Source organism: Streptomyces sp. NPDC060184, assembly GCF_042728795.1.
Taxonomy (GTDB): Bacteria; Actinomycetota; Actinomycetes; order Streptomycetales; family Streptomycetaceae; genus Streptomyces.
Map to the genome: position 1 here is coordinate 34,374 of NZ_JBHWYX010000047.1, position 15,468 is coordinate 49,841.

Below are 15,468 nucleotides of genomic sequence, written 5' to 3' on the forward strand. Positions count from 1 at the left end.
CCACCCTTCGTCGTGCGGCCACCGCGGTCCGGCCGCCGCGCTCGGGCCGGGCCGGGCCGGATCAGGCCGGTGCGGGGGCGGACCACCCGGGGCTCAGCCCCGGTCGTACCCCGGGTTCTCCGGCTCCCGCAGGGGCGGTTCGCCGGTCATGTGGGCGGGCGCCAGGACGCGCAGGGCGTGGTAGCCGAGGACCACGACCAGGGTACCCAGCGCGATGCCGCTCAGCGCGAAGTTGTCGGTGAAGGTCAGGCTGACGTCGCCGATCCCGATGATGACACCGGCCGCCACCGGCACGAGGTGCAGCGGGTTGGCGAGGTCGACGCCGGAGCGGACCCAGATCTGGGCGCCCAGCAGGCCGATCATGCCGTAGAGGATGACGGTGATGCCGCCGAGGACCCCGCCGGGGATCGCCGCGACGAAGGCGCCGAACTTGGGGCAGAGCCCGAAGAGGATCGCGAACCCGGCGGCGCACCAGTAGGCGGCGGTCGAGTAGACGCGGGTGGCGGCCATCACCCCGATGTTCTCCGCGTACGTCGTGGTCGCGGGACCGCCCACGGAGGTCGCGACCATGGTGGCCGCGCCGTCCGCCATGATCGCCGTGCCGAGCTGGTCGTCCAGCGGGTCGCCGGTCATCTCGCCGACGGCCTTGACGTGTCCCGCGTTCTCCGCGATGAGGGCGATGACCACGGGAAGGGCGACGAGGATCGCCGATCCGGAGAAACTCGGGGCGTGGAAGTCCGGCAGGCCGATCCAGCTCGCGTGGCCGACCCCGGACAGGTCGAGGCGCCAGTGGTCCACGGCCTCGGTGCCGCCCGCCGGGGAGTGGATGCGGCCGAAGATCCGGTCGAGCACCCAGGAGAGGAGGTAGCCGAAGGCCAGCCCGAGGAAGATCGCGATGCGGGACCAGAAGCCGCGCAGGACGACCAGGGCGAACCCGGTGAAGGCCATGGTGGCCAGCGCGGACCACTGGTCCTGCGGCCAGTAGGTGCCGGCCGTCACCGGGGCGAGGTTGAAGCCGATGAGCATGACGACCGCGCCGGTGACCACCGGCGGCAGCACCATGTGGATGACCCGCGCGCCGAGGGCGCGCACCACCGCCCCGCAGAGGAAGAGCACGGCTCCGACGACCAGCAGCGCGCCGGTGAGGGTCGAGGCGTCGCCGCCCTGCGTCGCGATCACCGCGGCGACGCCGACGAACGACAGGCTGCTCCCCAGGTAGCTGGGGATACGGCCCCGCGTGACGAGCAGGAACAGGATGGTGGCGACACCGGACGCCATGACGGCGAGGTTGGCGTCCAGGCCCATCAGGACCGGCGCGACGAAGCACGCGCCGATCATGGAGACCACGTGCTGGGCTCCGAGTCCGACGGTCCGGCCCCAGGTCAGCCGCTCGTCGGGTTTGACGACCTCCCCCGGGAGCAGATGCTTCCCGTCACCGTGCAGCTTCCAGCCGAAGCCCGCCATGATCACCCCTCAGCTCGTGTCACACCCCCGGAAAGGCACCGGCGCGGGCCTCGCCGCACAGCCCTCGCCCGCCGGAGCTCCCGGTCGGGGCAGCACGAACGCACCCCGCGGAACCATGACGGAAAAGACCCTTTCTAGCTGAAATCAAGCCGAGTGGCCAAAACGTTCATCCTCGCGTACGGGTGATCGACCTGCGGGAACTCGCTCCTGACGGGGATTCGGAAGGCCCGCGCCGGGCGGCTTCAGCCCGTCGCGAGTCCGTACGCGTACTCCGGGCTGAACTCCCCCGCCTCCGCCGAGCAGCCGTCGGACTCCCCCGGCAGCTTCACCCACAGGTACGCGTCGATCCGGGGCTCGCCCGTGCGGGTGGTCGGGGCACGGCCCAGCGCCCGCCCCGGCGGGTCGCACCAGGCGTCGTCCGCCGGGGCACCGTTGCCGTTGCGGCTGGTGTCGATGACGGCGCCCGTGCCGGGCGGGCCGCCGAGGGCGTCCAGCACCCGTCGCGCGTAGACGGCTTCGTCGGCGGTGGCGCGGAAGTTCGAGACGTTGGTGAAGATCCCGTCGCCGTACTCGGCGGCCCCCGCCTCCCGGAGCAGCGCCGCCTGCCGCGCCGCGCCGTTCCAGGCGGAGTGGCCGCCGTCGTAGTAGACCCTGGCCCGCGGGTTCGCGGCGTGCAGGGTCCTGGCCGCCCGCGCCAGTGAGGCGAAGCGGGCGGCGCGGGCGGTGGCGGTGAGGCAGTCGGAGTCCGCCACGGCGTCCGGTTCCAGGACGACGATCACCGGGGCGGCCCGGAGCCCCGCCGCGAACGCGCGCATCCAGGTGTCGTACGAGGCGAGGTCCGGCGCACCGCCGCCGGAGGCCCCGCCGCAGTCGCGCCCGGCGATGGCGTACGGCACCAGGACGGGGGTACGGCCCGCCGCAGAGGCGGCCCGGGTCACCGCCGCCACCCGGCCGGTGATCGTGGCGGGGTCGTACGAGGTGAACCAGACGGCGGTCGGCATGCTCGCGATCCGGGACTCCAGGACCGGGCGGAGCGGATCGTCCCGGTGGCCGGATATCCACTCCAGGAGCTGGGAGTCGGGGTACCGGTAGAGCTCCGGCAGCCCGGCCGCACCGCCGGACGCGGGCGCCGCCGACGACGGCCCCGACGGCGACGGTGACCGGGGGGCAGCCGACGGGGACGGACCCGCCCCGCCGGGCACGGGTCCGCGCGGCAGCCGCGTCGGGGAGGGCGAGGGCGGCGGGGCGGAGGTGGGGCCGCCCGGGAGGGGCACCGGCACCTCGACGGCGGACGGACCGGGCGGGGCCGTGGCGCGGCCGTCGCCCGCCCCGGTGGCCGGCACGGCCGCGGCGACCGCCGCGGCCACGACGAGGGCAGCGGCGGCGCTCATCAGCGCGTGCCGGCGCGCGGCACGGCGTTCCGTACCCGGGGCGCCGCGGCCGTACCCGGGGAACCTCCCTGCCGGCTGCGGGACTTCGCGGTCGCGGTCCGGCACTCCACACCTTCCTTCCGGGGCACCGGGGTTCGTCCGATCCGATGAACTCCGGCCCGGTCGGCGCCGCGTCGAGAGTACGGCTGGGACGCTGCTGCCATGGCGCAGTTGGAGCAGATCGCGGACACGGCCCCGCCCGGCCCGGACCCGGCCGTGGACACGGCACCCACCAGCATCGCGGACGTGATCGAACGCATGCGCGCCCTGGGGGCGCTCTGTCCCGAGGGGGACGGCGTAGGGGTCTTCAACGAGGTGTACCTGGCCGTGACCGAGGCCATCGGCGGGGAGCTCGACGCGGGCGGCTTCCCCGACCGCGCGGCCACCTCGGTGCTGGACCTCCGGTTCGCCGAGCACTACCTGACCGCGATCGGCACCGCCGACCGGGGCGGTCTCGCACCGGACTGCTGGCGTCCACTCCTCCAGTTCCGGCGTCATCCGGGGGTACGCCCGATTCAGTTCGCCCTGGCGGGCATCAACGCGCACATCGGCCACGATCTCGCGCTGGCGGTGGTGGACACCTGCCGTACGCTCGGCTGCGCCCCGCCGGACCTGGAGGATGAGTTCGAGCGCGTGGGCGACCTCCTCGTAACTCTGGAGGAGCGCATCCGCGAGGAGCTGATGCCCGGACCGGACCTGCTGGAGGTCGCCGACCCGCTGACCCATCTGCTGACGTCCTGGAGCCTCCAGCGGGCCCGGGACGGCGCCTGGTCGGCGGCGAAGGTGCTCTGGCGGCTGCGGGCGGTGCCGCCGCTCGCCGAGGAGTTCCGCCGGGGTACCGACGCGGCGGTCGGCCTGGTGGGCCGTTTCCTGCTGACGCCCTGCGGGTGAACCGCGCCCCGCACCCGCCCGCCGGTCCGGCCGGGTGCGGGAGGCGGGTGCGGAGGCGGGTGCGGGAGGCGGGTGCGGGGCTCAGTCCTCCGGCAGTTCCACCGGGGCGATCTCGTCGAAGAGGTCGCCGGGGCCCGGGTTGGCCGGGTCGGTGGAGCCGCCGAACTGGGTCATCACGCCCCAGACGGCGTTCAGCGCGGTCTGCACGGCGCCCTCCGCCCAGCCGGCCGTCCAGGAGATGTCGTCCCCGGCGAGGAAGATGCCCCGCTTGTCGGCGGGCAGCCGGTCCTGCATGAAGTGGGTGAACAGCCGCCGCTGGTAGCGGTAGTGGCCCGGCAGGTTCGCCTTGAACGCGCCCATGAAGTAGGGCTCGTTCTCCCAGGAGACGGTCACCGGGTTGCCGATGACGTGCTTGCGGATGTCGACGTTCGGGTAGATCTCGCCGAGCGACTTCAGCATGACGTCCATGCGCTCGTTCGGGGAGAGCGGCAGCCACTTCAGGCTGTCGTCGCACCAGGTGTACGAGAGGCAGATGACGGCCGGCTTGCCGGGCCCGTCGTCCAGCAGGTACGTACCCCGGGTCATCCGGTCGGTCAGCGTCATCGACAGGGTGTCGCGGCCGGTGGTCTCGTCCTTGTCCAGCCAGAACGGGCGGTCGACCGGGACGAACAGCTTGGACGACTCCATGTAGTGGGTGCGCTCCATCGCCGTCCAGTGGTCGATCGGGAAGAGTTCGTCGTCGCAGGCGATCTTGGAGAGCAGCAGCCAGGACTGCCCGGTGAAGACGACGGCGCGGTAGGTGCGGATGTCGCCGTCCGCGTCGGTGACCGTGACCCGGTTGCCCGCGGTGCGGTCGAGCCGGGTCACGGCGGGCCGGGGGTCGCCGCCGTGCAGGGAGGAGAGCGAGGTGCCGAGCGGCCAGTGGACCATCTTCGCCGGTTCGCGGTCCCACAGGCGCAGCGGCAGCTGCTGGCTGCCTCCGACGATCCCCCGGTGGTGGTCGTCCGCCTCGGTGTAGACGACCCGGAGGATCTCCAGGATGGAGTTGGGGAAGTCGGTGTCCCAGCCGCCGGTGCCGAAGCCGACCTGGCCGAAGATCTCGCGGTGGCGGAAGGACTTGAAGGCGTCCGAGGCGCACAGGAAGCCGTAGAAGGTCTGGTTGTCGAGCTGTTCGACGAGCCGGGCCCAGATCTCGCGGATGCGCGGGACGTCCCGTTCGCGCAGGGCCCGGTTCATGTCGGAGAAGTCGGCGCCCTCCTCCAGGCAGGTGTTCCAGGCGTCCATCACGTCGCGGTAGACCTGGGGCAGGTCGTCGATGGTGCGCGCGTAGTGCGACTCGCCCTTGAGGTCCACCACGGTCGAGGGGGTCGTCGGGGAGAGCGGGTTGGGGAACGGCCGGGTCTCCAGTGCGACCAGGTCGATGTAGTGCTGGAGCGCGGTGGAGGAGGGCGGGAACCGCATCGCGCCCATCTCGGCGGTGAGCGACGGGTCGCAGCCGTCGAAGCCCACGGTGCGCAGCCGGCCGCCGATCCGGTCGGCCTCGTAGACGACGGGGCGCAGGCCCATCTTCATCAGCTCGTAGGCGGTGATGATGCCGGAGAGGCCGCCGCCGACGACCGCGACCTCCTGTCCGTGCTCGGTGGCGGGGATCTGGCCGAGTCCCGCGGGGTGGGCGAGGAAGTCGTCGTACGCGTACGGGAAGTCCGGGCCGAACATGGTGATCGGCGGGGCGGTGTCGGCGTGCGGGACGGCGTTGGGCACCGTGGACGTCATGGGGTACGGACTCCTAGCGGGGGCGAGCGGGAGAGACGAAGAGGCGGGCGGGCCCTGTGCGCGGGACGGGGCCCCACGCGGCGGGCCCTCGGACGGGCCGGGCCCTTGCGCGGGAGCGGGGCCCTTACGCGGGGCCGGAGAGCGGGCCGTACAGCTCGGGGCGGCGGTCGGCGAGGTACGGGTTGGCGGCGCGCGAGGCGGTGAGGAGGCCGGGGTCCACGTCGCCGGTCACGAGTTCCTCGCCGCGTCCGGCCCGGGCGCGTACCGCGCCGTCGGGACCGGCCAGGCAGCTCAGCCCGACGAACTCGAACTCGCCTTCCGGACCTGTCCTGTTGACGTAGGCGATGTACATCTGGTTCTCGAAGGCGCGTACCGGTACGACGGACTCCGCGACGAACTGGAAGGGGTGCATCTGTGCGGTCGGCACGAGCAGCAGGTCGGTGCCGGCGAGGGCGTGCGCCCGCACGTTCTCCGGGAACTCGACGTCGTAGCAGACCAGCAGTCCGACGCGGAGGCCGCCGAGTTCGGCCTGGACGACGGCCCGCTCCCCGGGGGTGAAGAAGGTGTGCTCGAACTCCCCGAAGAGGTGGGTCTTTTGGTAGTGGGCGAGGGGGGTTCCGTCGGGGCCGACGAGCTGGGTGGCGTTGTGGACCAGCTCGCCCGCGCGCTCCGGGTAGCCGTAGAGAACGGCGATCCGGTGCCGGGCGGCGAGGGCGGCGACGGCCCGGGCGCCGGGGCCGTCGGAGGGTTCGGCCAGCCGGGGCACGGCGTCGCCGAGCGCGTAGCCGGTGAGGTACAGCTCGGAGGTCACCAGCAGCCCGGCCCCGTCGGCGGCGGCACGCGCGGCGGCGGCGTCGAGGGCTTCGAGATTCGCCGTCACGTCTCCGGGGGTGCCGGAGCTCTGGAACAGGGCGGTACGCAACGACGGCATGGCTGACCTCGGGCGGGGCGGCGGGGGACGTATCCGAAGGTACGTTTCGCGCACACCCCCGACAAGGCGCGAGCGTTGCGCACCGACCGTCGATCCGTTGCGTCCGGGGGCCCTTCCGCGGCGATTCGTTGCGCGCGGCGTCACCGCAGGTCAGGAAGGTGACGCAGGTCTCAGCGGGGGCCGGTGGGGCGTATCGCCGGATCCCGCGCGCGTCCGCCGGATCCCGAACGCCCGCGCCGGATCCCGTACGCCCGCGCCGGATCCCGTACGCCCGCGGCGGCGGCTCCCACCCGGCTCATTCGGCCGGCGGGCCGGACACGTACCGGCGGACCAGCGGGGAGAGCACCAGGACCGACTTCGTCCGCTCCACGTAGGGCTCGCTCGCGATGCGTTCGAGCACCTGCTCGAAGTGGCGCATGTCCGCCGCGAAGACCTGGACGACGGCGTCCGCCTCGCCGGTGACGGTGGAGGCGGAGGCGATCTCGGGGTAGCGGGAGAGCCCGCTCCTGATGGCCTCGGGAGAGGTGTTGCGGCTGCAGAAGATCTCGATGAACCCCTCGGTCTCCCAGCCCAGTGCGGAGGGGTCGACCCGCACGGTGAACGCGGTGATCGCCCCCTGGTCGCGGAGCCGGTCGACGCGGCGTTTCACGGCGGGTGCGGACAGGCCGACGAGGGCGCCGATGTCGGCGTAGGAGCGTCGGGCGTCTTCGGCGAGGGCGTGGACGATGCGTTCGTCGAGGTCGTTCAGGCGCACGTCGGGCGGTTCACTTCTCTGCGAGGGCTGCTGCGGGGGCGGCGATCGCCGCCCCCGCAGTAGACCACGGGCGCCCCTGGTGCCTCTCGTCCGCCGGGACGCCCCCCGGCGTGGCGGCGGGAGCTCGCGGAGCGTCCCGCGCACCGGTGCCACGGAGCGGTCAGAAGGGGAACTGCGTGCGCCCCCGCTGGATCGAGATCCACTTCTGGGTGGTGAAGGAGTCGATCGTCGACTCGCCGTTGAGGCGGCCGAGGCCCGAGTTCTTCACGCCGCCGAACGGGACGATGGGCTCGTCGTTCACGGTGCCGTCGTTGATGTGGATCATGCCGGTGTGGATGCGCTGCCCGACGCGCACCCCGCGCTCGATGTCCTCGGTGTGCACGGCGCCGCTCAGGCCGTACGGCGTGTCGTTGGCGATCCGGACGGCCTCGTCCTCGCCGTCGAAGGGCACGATCAGCGCGACCGGGCCGAAGATCTCCTGCTGGAGCACGGGCGAGTCGGCGGAGAGGCCGGTGAGCACGGACGGGCCGACCAGGTTGCCGTCCGTGGTGCCCCGCAGCAGTGCGGTGGCGCCCCCGGCGATGGTCTGCTCGACCAGCTTGGTGACGGCCTCGGCCTGGGTGGAGTTGATCAGCGGGCCGATCTGGGTGGCCGGGTCGGCCGGGTCGCCGACGGTCAGGGAGGCGACCTTGGCGACGAACTTCTCGGTGAACTCGGCCTCCACCAACCGGTCGACCAGGATGCGGTTGGCGGCCATGCAGACCTGACCCTGGTGGACGAAGCGGCTGAAGACCGCGGCGTCGACGGCGTAGTCGATGTCGGCGTCGTCCAGGACGATGAGCGCGCTGTTGCCGCCGAGCTCCAGGACGACCCGCTTGAGATGGGCGGCGCCGACGGTCGCCACGTGCCGGCCGACCTTGTCCGAGCCGGTGAAGGAGATGACCTGCGGGACGGGGTGCTCCAGCAGGGCGTCGCCGATCTCGGCGATGTCGGTGACGACGACGTTCAGCAGACCGGCCGGGAGACCCGCGTCCTCGAAGATCTTGGCGATGAGCGTGCCGCCGACGATCGGGGTGTTCTGGTGGGGCTTGAGGACGACCGCGTTGCCGAGGGCGAGCGCCGGGGCGACCGACTTCAGGGAGAGCAGGAAGGGGAAGTTGAACGGGCTGATGACGCCCACCACGCCGACCGGCTCGCGGTAGACGCGGTTCTCCTTGCCCTCGACCGGGGAGGGCAGCAGCTGGCCGGTGGGGCGCAGTGCGATCTGGACGGCCTCGCGGAGGAACTCCTTCGCGAGGTGCAGTTCGAAGGCGGCCTTGAGGCGGGTCCCGCCGAGCTCGGCGACGATCGCGTCACCGATCTCGGGCTCGCGCTCCTCCACGATCCGCAGCGCCTTCTCCAGCACCCCGCGCCGGGTGTACGCGTTGGTCCCGGCCCACGTCCGCTGGGCACGCTCGGCGGCGCGGTAGGCCTGGTCCACCTCTTCGGCCGTGGCGACCGGGATGGAGGCGAGCTTCTCCCCGTCGAACGGGTTGAAGTCGATGATGTCCCAGGAGCCCTTGCCGGGCCGCCACTCGCCGTCGATGTACTGGTGGGCCAGGTCAGTGAAGAAGGACATGAGATCCCTTACCGCAGAGTGGGCGGGTGACTGAACGGGACTCATATTACTTACGCCGCCATGGAGTTGAAGCAACAGACCGGCCGTCGAAGGGCCGTGACCGGACAGTGCGCGCACGACTGTGCCCCCCGCGTTCGATCACCGCGGGGGGGCACAGGAGTTGCTCGGGTCGGGCACGACCCCTCGGCTCAACTCCAGCTGGCGTGGAGGGGCTTGCCCTCCGCGTATCCGGCGGCGCTCTGCACGCCCACGACCGCCTTCTCGGCGAACTCCTCCAGCGACGCGGCACCGGCGTAGGTGCAGGACGAGCGGACGCCCGCGATGATCGAGTCGATCAGGTCTTCGACGCCGGGGCGCGACGGGTCGAGGAACATCCGCGAGGTCGAGATGCCCTCCTCGAAGAGCGCCTTGCGGGCGCGGTCGTACGCCGACTCGTCGGACGTGCGGTTCTTCACCGCGCGGGCCGAGGCCATGCCGAACGACTCCTTGTAGTACCGGCCGTCGGCGGACTGCTGGAGGTCTCCGGGGGACTCGTACGTACCGGCGAACCAGGAGCCGATCATCACGTTGGACGCACCGGCCGCGAGGGCCATGGCCACGTCGCGCGGGTGGCGGACGCCGCCGTCCGCCCAGACGTGCTTGCCGTACTTCTTCGCCTCGGCGGCGCACTCCAGGACCGCCGAGAACTGCGGCCGGCCCACGCCGGTCATCATCCGGGTGGTGCACATGGCGCCGGGGCCGACGCCGACCTTGATGATGTCCGCGCCCGCCTCGACGAGATCGCGCACGCCCTCGGCGGCGACGATGTTGCCCGCGACGATCGGGACCCGCGGGTCGAGCGCGCGGACCGCGCGGACCGCGTTGATCATGGATTCCTGGTGACCGTGGGCGGTGTCCACGACGAGGGTGTCCACCCCGGCGTCCAGCAACTGCTTGGCCTTGCCCGCGACGTCTCCGTTGATGCCGACGGCGGCGGCGACGCGCAGCCGGCCCTCGGCGTCGGTGGCGGGGGTGTACAGGGTGGCGCGGAGCGCGGCCTTGCGGGTGAGGATGCCGACGAGCCGGCCCTCCGCGTCGACGGCGGGGGCGAGCTTGCGGTTGGCCGTGTCGAGCCGGTTGAAGGCCTCGCGGGGGTCGATGTCCGCGTCCAGCACGACCAGGTCCCTGGACATGACCTCGGAGAGCTGCGTGAAGCGGTCCACGCCGGTGAGGTCGTGGTCGGTGACGACACCGACCGGCTTGCCGTCCTCGTCCACCACGACACCCGCGCCGTGGGCGCGCTTGGGCAGCAGCGAGAGGGCGTCCGCGACGGTCTGGCCGGGGGCCAGCACGATCGGGGTGTCGAGGACGAGGTGGCGCGTCTTGACCCAGGAGATGACCTCGGTGACGACCTCGATCGGAATGTCCTGCGGGATGACGACGAGGCCGCCGCGACGGGCGACGGTTTCGGCCATCCGACGGCCGGCGATGGCGGTCATGTTGGCCACCACCAGCGGGATGGTCGTCCCGGTGCCGTCGGGCGCGGAAAGGTCCACTCCTTGGCGCGATCCGACCGCGGAACGCCCCGGAACCATGAAGACGTCGTCGTACGTGAGGTCGTACGGGACGGACGGGGTGTCTGAGTAACGGCCGGTGCCAGGTTCGAGAAAACGCATGACACCCATGCTTCCACGGGAATCGCCGCAGGTCGCCCCGGAAAAGGCACAGCAATGTCCACCGCTGCTCGTAGATTCCTCCAAGAGCCCGCGGCGGTGGTGGCCGGGAGCATACCTCGACCGGCGGAACCTACCCCGATCCGGTAGCGCGTACACACCACCCCCGGACAATCGAACGTAATTCGAATATGTGGTGATCTCCCAGGCTGGACCGGGTGACAAGCAGTCAGGTAGTTTCACCATCCGCAGGTCTTGGGGGCATCCGGGACACCGATGGGAACATCCCTGGCCGCCCGTCACGCGAACGACCGGAGAGGACCCGGACCGCCCGTGGAAAGTGAACTGCCGGACATTTACTGCCCGTTCCCCCAGCGCACGAATCCGCACGTCGGGCATACCCGAATCCACCTCGACCGCTGGACGCGCCGCACCGGGCTGGTGCACCGCGAGTCCGCGCGCGAGCGGTTCGAACAGGCCGATTTCGCCGCCTTCGTCGGCATGGTCCACCCCACGGCGGATGCCGGCCAACTGGACCTGGTGGCCGACTGGTTCGTCTGGCTGTTCCTCGTCGACGACCAGCTCGACGACGGCCATCTCGGCCGCGACCCCGAGCGGGTGCGGGACGTCGTCGCCCGGATGCGTGCCGTGGTGGACGGCACCGCCCCGGGCCCGGAGCCGGACGAGGACCTGCCCCGGGCCGTCGTGGCCCTGGCCGACCTGTGGGAACGCACCACTCCGGGCGTGGCCCCGCACTGGCGCACCCGCTTCGCCTTCCACCTGGTCGCGTACCTCACCACGGCCACGACCTGGGAGGCCGGGAACCGCGCGGACGACATCGTCCCCTCCGAGGAGACGTACATAGCCAAGCGGCGTCACACCGGGGCGATCCACGTCTGCATGGACCTCATAGAGATCGTCGCCGGCATCGAGGCCCCCGAGTCGATCCACAACGACCCCCGGTTCATCACCGCGCTCGAAGCCTCGTGCAACGTGGTGTGCTGGGCCAACGACGTCTACTCCTACGAGAAGGAGCAGGTGCTCGGCGAGATCCACAACCTCGTCCACCTCGTCCGCCACCACCGCGGGCTCGGTGAGCAGGAGGCGCTCGACCTGGTCGCTGACCGGATCGCCACGGAGACGGAGAGGTTCCTGACGGCGGAGGACGAGCTGCTGGAGCTGTACCCGCAGCTGACCGGCCTGCTCGTGCCCTATCTGGACGGCATGCGCAGCTGGATGCGCGGCAACCTCGACTGGTCCCGGCAGACGCCCCGGTACAACCCCGCCGACGTCAGCCAGTACGAGGAGCCCGGGCAGTACCTGGAGGAGGCCGTGCTCGGCATCGCAGCCGACCACGCGGGCCACGCGAGCGGCTGAACACCCCTCGCCCCGTACGGCAGAGGCCGGCACCCCGTCGCGGGGTGCCGGCCTCTGCCGTGAACGAAGCGCGTGCACGAAGCCCGTGCACGAAGCCCGTGCACGAAGCCCGTGTACGAAGCCCGTGTACGGAGATCCGTCAGTGGCCGTCCGGGTCGGCGCGCTCCAGCGCGGGCCGGATTCCGGCGGCCGACTCGGTCAGCAGGTACTCGGCGGCTGCCGTGTCCGTCACCAGGCTGGTCACCAGGCCGGAGCGGAGCACCGCGCCGATGGCCGCCGCCTTGCGCTGGCCGCCCGCGATGGCGACGACCTCGGGGATGCGGCGCAGCCGGTCGGCCTCCACGGTGATGCAGCGCTCGCCCAGATCACGGCCGACCCGGCGCCCTTCGGCGTCGAAGAGGTGGGCGGACATCTCGGCCGCGACGCCGAGGGAGGCGTAGTGGGAGCGCTCGTCGTCCGACAGCATGTCGTGGACGGTGGAGATGCCCGGCTCCCAGGAGCCGATGGAGACCGCGGCGACGGTGACCTTGTCGAAGTAGTCGAAGGCGCGCGCGATCCCCGTCTGGTTGCGGAGCGCGGCGGCGGTGGCCGGGTCCGGCAGCAGCATCGGCGCGTAGATGGGGTGCGCCTCACCGCCGGAGACCTGTGCGGCCCTGCGGACCGCTTCCACGGACCCGCGCTCGGCCGTGCCCGCGTCGTACACACCCGTCAGCTGGACCACCGTGCACGGCGGCAGTTGGTCGAGCGCCGCGGCCATGTGGATGGTGGACCGGCCCCAGGCCAGGCCGAGGACGTCGCCCTCGGTCACCAGCTCGCCGAGCAGATCGGCCGCGACCTCGCCCAGGTTCTCCGGGTCGGGGGCGTCGTCCTGCTCGTCCGCCGGGGACTCCACGACGACCGCGTGGCGCAGCCCGTACCGGGAGCGCAGGGCGTCGGAGCGCTCCGCGTCCAGCTCGGCCGGCACCCGGATCTCGATGCGCACGAGATCACGCTCGAGGGCCGTCTCCAGGACCCGGGCCACCTTGAAGCGGCTGACGCCGAACTCCTCGGCGATCTGGATCTTGGACTTCCCCTCCAGATAGAACCGTCGAGCCATGGCCGCCGCCTGCACGAGCTCCGCGGGGCCCATCCGCATGGCTGACCGACCCGCCGAGATGCCAGACACCGCGATCTCCTCACTGCTGTTCACATGCCCGCTACGCCGCTCATCCTGTCAGATCCGGCGAACTTGATCGGCCGCGTCGGGCCGCGTTCATCTGCCCTTGGCTCAGTGGCCGCACGCCCAGGGCGCGGTGGCCGTCGCCGCCTCCGCCTTCGCCCGCAGCGCGCGCACCGCCGCCGCCGGGTCGGACGCCCCGTACACCGCCGAACCCGCGACGAAGACGTCGGCGCCCGCCTCGGCACAGCGCTCGATGGTCTCCTCGGAGACCCCGCCGTCGATCTGCAGCCACAGGTCGAGCCCGTGCTTGGAAATCAGGTCCCGGGTGCGGCGGATCTTCGGCAGCATGATGTCGAGAAACGCCTGCCCGCCGAAGCCCGGCTCCACCGTCATGATGAGCAGCATGTCGAGCTCGGGGAGCAGGTCCTCGTACGGCTCGATGGGCGTCGCCGGCCTGAGCGCCATCGACGCCCGGGCGCCCTTGGCCCGGATCTCCCGCGCCAGCCGGACCGGGGCCGCCGCCGCCTCCACGTGGAAGGTGACGGAGCCGGCGCCCGCCTCGACGTACTGGGGCGCCCAGCGGTCCGGGTTCTCGATCATGAGGTGGCAGTCGAGCGGGGTGTCGGTGGCCCGGCTCAGCGACTCCACGATGGGCACACCGAGCGTCAGGTTGGGCACGAAGTGGTTGTCCATCACGTCGACGTGGAGCCAGTCGGCGCCCTGAACCGCCCTCGCCTCGTCGGCGAGGCGGGCGAAGTCGGCGGAGAGGATGCTGGGGTTGATCTGGGCCATGCCCCAAGCCTGCCATGCTCCGGACCGCTTCCCCGCCACGGGGAGCCCCAAAGCCTCACGGGGTGGTCACGGTTCGGGCAACGCCGGCCGTCCGGGACCCGCCGACCGCTCGGCCGGCCGGTCAGCCCGTGCGCCGCAGCAGGGCGAGGTACATCGCGTCGGTGCCGTGCAGATGGGGCCAGAGCTGCACGTCGGGGCCGTCGCCCAGCGCGGGGACACCCGGCATCAGGGGGCGGGCGTCCACCCACTCCGCCTCGACCGGGTCGCCGCCGCGCCCCTTCAGGACGTCCTCGACCACGGTCCGGGTCTCGGCGAGGTGGGGCGAGCAGGTCGCGTAGCCGACGACCCCGCCGACCCGTACCGCCTTCAGCGCCTCGCGCAGCAGCCCGCGCTGGAGCGGCGCGAAGCCCTCCAGGTCCTCGGGCCTGCGGCGCCAGCGCGCCTCGGGGCGGCGGCGCAGCGCGCCCAGGCCGGAGCACGGCACGTCCATGAGAATGCGGTCGAAGCTGCCGGGCCGCCACGGCGGGCGGGTCCCGTCGGCGGTGATCACCTGGTACGGGCCGGGGTTGCCGGCCAGCGCCCGCTCCACGAGCCGGGCGCGGTGCGGCTGCTTCTCGGCGGCGAGCAGGGCGGCGCCCCGGCCCGCGGCGAGCGCGGCCAGCAGCGCGGCCTTGCCGCCGGGACCGGCGCAGCCGTCGAGCCAGCGGGTGTCCTCGCCCTCCAGCGGGGCGTTGGCGAGGGCGGCGGCGACGAGCTGGCTGCCCTCGTCCTGCACACCGGCCCGGCCGTCGCGCACGGCGGCCAGCGCACCGGGCTCGCCGCCCTCGGCCATGCGTACGGCGTAGGGGGACCAACGGCCGGGGAGCGACTGCTCCTCGCCCAGGGCCTCGACGAGTTCACCGGTGGTGGACCGGCCGGGGCGGGCGACCAGGGTCACCTCGGGGCGCTCGTTGTCGGCTTCGAGGAGGTCCTCGATCCCGGCCCGGCCGCCGCCGAGGGAGTCCCACAGCGCGGAGACCACCCAGCGCGGGTGCGAGTGGACGACGGCGAGGTGCGCCTCGGCGTCCTCGTCGAAGGGCGGCGCGACCTGGTCGAGCCAGGCGTCCAGGTCCTTCGCGGTGACCTTGCGCAGCACCGCGTTGACGAACTTCGCGCGCCCCTCCCCCAGCACCACCCGCGCCAGCTCGACGCTGGCGGAGACGGCGGCGTGGGTGGGGATGCGGGTGCCGAGCAGCTGGTGCACGCCCATGTTGAGGACGTCGAGCACCGGCGGGTCGACCTCGCGCAGCGGTCGGTCGATGCAGGCCGCCACGATCGCGTCGTACGTGCCCTGCCGGCGCAGTGTCCCGTAGACCAGCTCCGTCGCCAGCGCCGCGTCGCGGCCGTCGAAGTCGCCCTTGGCGCGGGCCTTCTTCAGCAGCGGGGGCAGCACGAGGTTGGCGTAGGCGTCCCGCTCGTCGACGGCCCGCAGGGCCTCGAAGGCCAGGAACCGCACCGGGTCCTTCTTGGGGCGGCGGTGGGGCTGGGCGGGACGGCGACGAGGCTGGTCGTTCACGTGAAAGGTGCTCCGCTGATGGTGAGGGGGCGAACCCGCCCAGCCTACGTCGCCCCCGCGCGGCGCGCGGAA

The 15,468-nt window shown here is 72.5% G+C and carries 12 protein-coding genes; 2 read left to right on the forward strand and 10 right to left on the reverse strand.

Annotated features, from left to right (window positions below; genetic code table 11):
* Positions 1-93 precede the first annotated feature (93 nt).
* Together ACFWEE_RS26470 and ACFWEE_RS26475 are read right to left on the reverse strand one after the other, a co-directional pair.
* Positions 94-1,464, reverse strand: coding sequence for a uracil-xanthine permease family protein (locus tag ACFWEE_RS26470; protein WP_386892752.1), 1,371 nt, complete (start codon positions 1,462-1,464; stop codon positions 94-96).
* Positions 1,465-1,706: 242 nt separating this feature from the next.
* A complete protein-coding gene (locus ACFWEE_RS26475; protein ID WP_386892790.1) occupies positions 1,707-2,855 on the reverse strand; it encodes a glycoside hydrolase family 6 protein in 1,149 nt (382 codons plus the stop codon).
* 201 nt (positions 2,856-3,056) lie between these two features.
* Between ACFWEE_RS26475 and ACFWEE_RS26480 the strand changes: the two genes are divergently transcribed.
* Complete coding sequence (locus tag ACFWEE_RS26480; protein ID WP_386892754.1) at positions 3,057-3,785, forward strand: DUF5995 family protein; 729 nt, start codon at positions 3,057-3,059, stop codon at positions 3,783-3,785.
* A gap of 81 nt (positions 3,786-3,866) precedes the next feature.
* On the opposite strand, the gene ACFWEE_RS26485 is transcribed toward ACFWEE_RS26480, so the two are convergent.
* The 5 genes from ACFWEE_RS26485 to ACFWEE_RS26505 all read right to left on the reverse strand — a co-directional run bounded on the left by ACFWEE_RS26485 (position 3,867) and on the right by ACFWEE_RS26505 (position 10,516).
* Positions 3,867-5,558, reverse strand: a complete 1,692-nt coding sequence (locus ACFWEE_RS26485) for a flavin monoamine oxidase family protein (protein WP_386892756.1) — start codon at positions 5,556-5,558, stop codon at positions 3,867-3,869.
* A gap of 124 nt (positions 5,559-5,682) precedes the next feature.
* Positions 5,683-6,489 carry a carbon-nitrogen hydrolase family protein gene (locus tag ACFWEE_RS26490; RefSeq protein WP_386892758.1) on the reverse strand — a complete coding sequence of 269 codons (807 nt, stop codon included), beginning with the start codon at positions 6,487-6,489 and terminating at the stop codon, positions 5,683-5,685.
* 295 nt (positions 6,490-6,784) lie between these two features.
* A complete protein-coding gene (locus tag ACFWEE_RS26495) occupies positions 6,785-7,243 on the reverse strand; it encodes an Lrp/AsnC family transcriptional regulator (protein ID WP_327174670.1) in 459 nt (152 codons plus the stop codon).
* Positions 7,244-7,403: 160 nt separating this feature from the next.
* Entirely contained in the window at positions 7,404-8,861 is a 1,458-nt protein-coding gene (locus ACFWEE_RS26500) for an aldehyde dehydrogenase family protein (protein WP_386892760.1), read from the reverse strand.
* Positions 8,862-9,049: 188 nt separating this feature from the next.
* The gene (locus ACFWEE_RS26505; RefSeq protein ID WP_386892762.1) at positions 9,050-10,516 is read right to left on the reverse strand and encodes a GuaB1 family IMP dehydrogenase-related protein; all 1,467 of its coding nucleotides are present in this window, start codon (positions 10,514-10,516) and stop codon (positions 9,050-9,052) included.
* A gap of 330 nt (positions 10,517-10,846) precedes the next feature.
* Here ACFWEE_RS26505 and ACFWEE_RS26510 point away from each other — a divergent pair, with 330 nt between their 5' ends.
* A complete protein-coding gene (locus tag ACFWEE_RS26510) occupies positions 10,847-11,890 on the forward strand; it encodes a terpene cyclase (protein ID WP_386892763.1) in 1,044 nt (347 codons plus the stop codon).
* A gap of 139 nt (positions 11,891-12,029) precedes the next feature.
* Here the strand turns inward: ACFWEE_RS26510 and ACFWEE_RS26515 are convergent, their stop codons facing one another.
* The 3 genes from ACFWEE_RS26515 to ACFWEE_RS26525 all read right to left on the reverse strand — a co-directional run bounded on the left by ACFWEE_RS26515 (position 12,030) and on the right by ACFWEE_RS26525 (position 15,396).
* Entirely contained in the window at positions 12,030-13,025 is a 996-nt protein-coding gene (locus ACFWEE_RS26515; RefSeq protein ID WP_386892791.1) for a sugar-binding transcriptional regulator, read from the reverse strand.
* Positions 13,026-13,157: 132 nt separating this feature from the next.
* Positions 13,158-13,841: a ribulose-phosphate 3-epimerase gene (rpe, locus tag ACFWEE_RS26520; protein WP_386892765.1), complete on the reverse strand. Its 684-nt coding sequence runs from the start codon at positions 13,839-13,841 to the stop codon at positions 13,158-13,160.
* Positions 13,842-13,962: 121 nt separating this feature from the next.
* Positions 13,963-15,396, reverse strand: coding sequence for an RsmB/NOP family class I SAM-dependent RNA methyltransferase (locus ACFWEE_RS26525; RefSeq protein WP_386892767.1), 1,434 nt, complete (start codon positions 15,394-15,396; stop codon positions 13,963-13,965).
* Positions 15,397-15,468 lie beyond the last annotated feature (72 nt).

What these genes read in the sequence shown, in the direction of transcription:
- ACFWEE_RS26505 (WP_386892762.1), bottom strand. Translation starts at nt 10,516, where the DNA reads ATGCGTTTTCTCGAACCTGGCACCGGCCGTTACTCAGACACCCCGTCC.
- ACFWEE_RS26470 (WP_386892752.1), bottom strand. Translation starts at nt 1,464, where the DNA reads ATGGCGGGCTTCGGCTGGAAGCTGCACGGTGACGGGAAGCATCTGCTC.
- ACFWEE_RS26515 (WP_386892791.1), bottom strand. Translation starts at nt 13,025, where the DNA reads ATGCGGATGGGCCCCGCGGAGCTCGTGCAGGCGGCGGCCATGGCTCGA.
- ACFWEE_RS26480 (WP_386892754.1), top strand. Translation starts at nt 3,057, where the DNA reads ATGGCGCAGTTGGAGCAGATCGCGGACACGGCCCCGCCCGGCCCGGAC.
- ACFWEE_RS26500 (WP_386892760.1), bottom strand. Translation starts at nt 8,861, where the DNA reads ATGTCCTTCTTCACTGACCTGGCCCACCAGTACATCGACGGCGAGTGG.
- ACFWEE_RS26490 (WP_386892758.1), bottom strand. Translation starts at nt 6,489, where the DNA reads ATGCCGTCGTTGCGTACCGCCCTGTTCCAGAGCTCCGGCACCCCCGGA.
- rpe (WP_386892765.1), bottom strand. Translation starts at nt 13,841, where the DNA reads ATGGCCCAGATCAACCCCAGCATCCTCTCCGCCGACTTCGCCCGCCTC.
- ACFWEE_RS26475 (WP_386892790.1), bottom strand. Translation starts at nt 2,855, where the DNA reads ATGAGCGCCGCCGCTGCCCTCGTCGTGGCCGCGGCGGTCGCCGCGGCC.
- ACFWEE_RS26485 (WP_386892756.1), bottom strand. Translation starts at nt 5,558, where the DNA reads ATGACGTCCACGGTGCCCAACGCCGTCCCGCACGCCGACACCGCCCCG.